The sequence below is a fragment of the Streptomyces sp. HSW2009 genome, assembly GCF_040240285.1.
In the GTDB taxonomy this organism is placed as follows: domain Bacteria; phylum Actinomycetota; class Actinomycetes; order Streptomycetales; family Streptomycetaceae; genus Streptomyces.
Map to the genome: position 1 here is coordinate 1 of NZ_JBEHZD010000613.1, position 4,238 is coordinate 4,238.

Annotated in this window: 5 protein-coding genes; 4 read left to right on the forward strand and 1 reads right to left on the reverse strand. The window is 75.1% G+C overall.

Annotated features, from left to right (window positions below; genetic code table 11):
* Positions 1-353, forward strand: a 353-nt coding sequence (locus AAHZ94_RS29490; RefSeq protein ID WP_349996733.1) for a sulfurtransferase TusA family protein, incomplete at its 5' end; no start/stop codon positions are given.
* Positions 354-573: 220 nt separating this feature from the next.
* On the opposite strand, the gene AAHZ94_RS29495 is transcribed toward AAHZ94_RS29490, so the two are convergent.
* Complete coding sequence (locus tag AAHZ94_RS29495) at positions 574-1,560, reverse strand: carbohydrate kinase family protein (protein WP_349996736.1); 987 nt, start codon at positions 1,558-1,560, stop codon at positions 574-576.
* Positions 1,561-1,749: 189 nt separating this feature from the next.
* On the opposite strand from AAHZ94_RS29495, the gene AAHZ94_RS29500 reads away from it, so the two are divergent.
* From AAHZ94_RS29500 to AAHZ94_RS29510, 3 genes are all read left to right on the forward strand, one after another.
* Positions 1,750-1,968 (forward strand): hypothetical protein, encoded by a 219-nt coding sequence (locus AAHZ94_RS29500; RefSeq protein WP_349996738.1) that lies wholly within the window; start codon positions 1,750-1,752, stop codon positions 1,966-1,968.
* A 317-nt stretch (positions 1,969-2,285) separates the two neighbouring features.
* Positions 2,286-3,950: a hypothetical protein gene (locus AAHZ94_RS29505; RefSeq protein WP_349996739.1), complete on the forward strand. Its 1,665-nt coding sequence runs from the start codon at positions 2,286-2,288 to the stop codon at positions 3,948-3,950.
* A 62-nt stretch (positions 3,951-4,012) separates the two neighbouring features.
* Positions 4,013-4,238: hypothetical protein (locus AAHZ94_RS29510; RefSeq protein ID WP_349996741.1), on the forward strand; the 226-nt coding region annotated here is incomplete at its 3' end.

Genomic DNA, 4,238 nt, shown 5'->3' on the forward strand with positions numbered 1-4,238 from the left:
CGGCCGCCCTGCCCCCCGCCGCCCCCACCCCCGGGGGGGGTGGTCTGGGTTGTGGGTGGTCCCCGCGGGGGGGGCGGGAGGCGCCCGTGGCCGATCCTGCCGCACCGGTTCACCCCGCACAGCGTGAGACGCCCGCGCTGGTCGTCGACGCGCTCGGCAAGCGCTGCCCGCTGCCGATCATCGAGTTGGCCAAGGTGATCGACGACGTACCGGTCGGCGCGGTGGTGGCGGTGCTGGCCGACGACGAGGCGGCGCGCCTGGACGTTCCGGCGTGGTGCGGCATGCGGGGGCACGAGTTCGTCGGCGAACGGGCTGCCCAGCGGGGCGCGGCGTACTGGGTCCGCCGACGGTAGTCGGCAGCCGGCGGCGGGGCGGCGGGTCCGCCGTCGGCGACGGGGCGGGAGGTGCGTACGCCCGGGGCCGGCCACCCGGCGCTCCCCCGCGCGCACGGCGGGGCGGGGACCGGTCCTGGGATCGGCCCCCGCCCCGCTGCACGCATCAGAGACGAGCCTCAAAGCCTCCGAGCCTCAGAGGCAGATCGCAGACGCGTCTCAGACAGGGGTCGGCGGCGGCTCAGGCCAGGCCGACCGGCAGGTGCGGGGTGATCTCGCCGGCGGCCTCCGCACCGTACGTCTTCTGGAAGCGCTCGACGAAGCGGCCGGAGCGCAGTTCGTACTCCTGCGTGCCCAGCGTCTCGATGACCAGCGTGGCGATCATGCAGCCGACCTGGGCGGCCCGCTCCAGCGAGAGGTCCCAGGAGAGGCCGGCGAGGAAGCCGGCGCGGAAGGCGTCGCCGACGCCGGTCGGGTCGACCTTGGCGTTCTCCTCGGGCACGCCGACCTCGATGGTCGGCTCGCCGGTGCGCTCGATGCGGACGCCGCGGGCGCCGAGCGTGGTCACCCGGGTGCCGACCTTGCCCAGGATCTCGTCCGCGGTCCAGCCGGTCTTGGTCTCGATGAGCGCCTTCTCGTACTCGTTCGTGAACAGGTACGTGGCGCCCTCGACCAGCCGGCGGATGTCCTCGCCGGCCATCCGGGCGAGCTGCTGCGAGGGGTCGGCGGCGAAGGGGTAGCCGAGGGTGCGGCACTCGTCGGTGTGCCGGACCATCGCCTCCGGGTCGTCCGCGCCGATCAGCACCAGGTCCAGGCCGCCGACCCGGTCGGCGATCGGCCGGAGCTCGATCTGCCGGGCCTCGCTCATGGCACCGGTGTAGAAGGAGGCGATCTGGTTGTGGTCGGTGTCGGTGGTGCAGACGAAGCGCGCGGTGTGCAGCAGCTCCGAGATGTGCACCGACTCGGTGTCGACGCCGTGCCGGTCGAGCCAGGCGCGGTACTCGGCGAAGTCCTCGCCCGCCGCCCCGACCAGCACCGGGCGCAGGCCGAGCGCGCCCATCCCGAAGCAGATGTTGGGGGCGACGCCGCCCCGGCGGATGTCGAGGGCGTCGACCAGGAAGGAGAGCGAGACCGTATGCAACTGGTCGGCGACCAGTTGGTCGGCGAAGCGGCCGGGGAAGGTCATCAGATGGTCGGTGGCGATGGAGCCGGTAACAGCAATGCGCACGGCGAGTCTGCTCCTGGGGGCGACGACAAGGACGTTGAGCGGAGACGATCGCTTCACGCTACCGGGTGCATCGCGCCCCGCCGAACGGGCAAAACTACCCGATAGTAGGGCTTTCTTCGCACCGTACGGGCTGCATACGGTTCTGCTAGCCGGGGTGCACACCAGGTGCCCCACAGTCCGGGAGAGCCCATGCCGCAGCGCGCCACCCCCACCGTTCCCGCCCCGGTCCGCGAGCCCGAATCGCTCGCCGAACTGCGGGCCGACTGCGCCCTGATGGCCCCGCACTGGCCGGCGCCCGGCACCGCCGGCCGCACCGCACCGCCGGTCGGCCCCGGCCACATCCGCGGCGTACGCGTCCCGGCGGCCTCCGCCCACCTGGTGGACGGGATGTCCGAGTACGGCGACTGACGGAGCGGCGACGGCGGGCGCCAGCCGATGCCGTCCCCCGCGGGGGCGTGAGCGGGGCGGGGCATGCATGGGGTCTGCGTGGGCCCTGTCTGGGGCGGGGGCGCCGTGATTCGGCGCAGGGGCGGAAGCACCGCGGTTCGGGCCCGTGCCAGAGCGTTCGGCGGCGCCTCGGGGGCACCGCCGCACCACCGCGCGCCCCCGCCGTCCGGGAACGGCCCGCCCCGGAGGGGAACCGTCTCCTTCCCCGCCCCGTCCCATCGGCGTCCCCAACCCGGGGACGGAGCCGTAGCGGAGAGCGGAGCCGAAGGAGTTACACCGTGAGCACCGAGGACACCCCCGAGGACCTCACCGAGGAGACCTCCGACCACGCGGACGCCCCCACCCGCCGCAAGCGACGCTCGCCCCTGGCCATCGCCACGGTCGCCGCGGCCGTGCTGGTGGTCGGCGGCGGAGGCGCCTACTGGGCCTCGTCGGCGGCGGACGACGACGACCCGGGCCAGTCGAGCAATACAGGCAATCTGCCGCCGCTGGCCCTGGACGGATTCGCCGACCCGGCCCAGACGGGTTTCCCTGGCGAGAGGGGGATCGCGGTGGGCGAGCCGAACCCCGGCCGGCCCACCTACCGGGCGACCGGCGAACTCCCGGGCGCCCCGGACCCGACCGCGCCGGTCTACCGGACGGCCCCCAAGGTCTCCCGGGCCGAGGTGGCGAAGCTGGCGAAGGCGCTGCGGATCACCGGTGAACCCCGGCTGGAGCGCGGCGTGTGGAAGGTCGGCGGGGCCCCGGAACGGATGAGCCCCACGCTGCGGGTGAAGGCGACGGGCGCCGGCGGCTGGTCGTACACCAGGTTCGGCGCGCCGGGCGGGGACGGCTGCCTTGAGCCGCCGCACACCATGGGCGAGGGCGCCGACGACGGCGCCACGGCCGAGCAGGCCCGCCCCTCGGGGCCGCGGTGCGGCTCGCTGCGCGACGGCCGGCCCGGCGGCGGGCTCAAGGACGCCGGGCGCAGCCGCGACGCCCAGGGCCCGGACGGTTCACAGGGCGGGCAGGACACGCCGGCCATACCCGACGGCGGGAGCCCGCCGGTCTCCGCGGCCGAGGCCGAGAAGGCCGCCGAGCCGGTGCTCGAAGCCCTCGGCCAGGACGAGGCGGCGGTGGACGCGAGCCGTACCTACGGGGCGGTACGGGCCGTGACCGCCGATCCGGTCATCGACGGGCTGCCCAGCTACGGCTGGCAGACCACGCTGGAGATCGGCGCGAACGGCCAGGTCGACGGCGCGAACGGCTTCCTCGCCGACCTGACGGCGAGCGATCCGTACCCGGTGGTCGGCGCCGAACAGGCGCTGCGCGCGCTCAACGCCGGCAGCGGGCAGCACGGCAAGGCGGACATCGGCGGCTGCAAGACCGCCAAGGACCCGGACGTGGTGGTCTCCGAAGAGAGCACGGATAAGACGAGCGCCCCCGAGCGCCATAAGGCACCCTGCGAACCGGCGGCGGGCAAGCAGCCGGTGGTCCAGGAAGTCCAGAAGGCGACCTTCGGGCTCGGCATGCGCTTCACGGAGGGCCGGCAGGTGCTGGTGCCCTCGTGGATCTTCACGGTACGCGCCGCGGACGCCAAGGACGGCGAGTCCGACACCGTCGTGACGCAGCCGGCGGTGGACCCGAAGTACCTGGTCGCCCCCACGTCGTCGCGCGCGGGCGGCTGGCACCCGGAGCGGACCGAGTCGTACGAGGTGCGCGGCAAGGAGCTGACGGTCCGGTTCGCGGCCGGGGTCTGCTCGACGTTCTCGGCCACGGCCGACACCTCGGAGTCGACGGTCAAGGTACGGGTCACCAGCAAGCGCACCCACCCGGAGCGGCCGTGCGTCAGCATGGCCAAGAACTACGAGCGGAAGATCACGCTGGACGAGCCGCTGGAGGACCGCAAGGTGGTGGACGCCACGACCGGCAAGACGGTGCCGCGCGAGCCGGCCAGCAAGTAGCGCGCTGACCGCCGGCCGCGGCCGGACCCGTGGGCCCCGCGGCAGCCTGTCAGGCCCGTCCCGTGACCGACGCCCCTGAGCGCCGGCGACGCAAGGGCACCTGGGACGGGTCCAGCACGGCCGCCGAGGCACGGCGCAGATGCGGCACGAAACGGGCGCGGAGCAAGCGCAGCCCCAGTACGACGGAGGCGGGGGGGGGGGGGGGGGGGGGGGGGCCGGGGCGCGCCCCCCCCCCCCCGGCCGGCCCCGGCGCCCCCCCCCCCCCCCCCCCCCCCCCCCCCCCCCCCC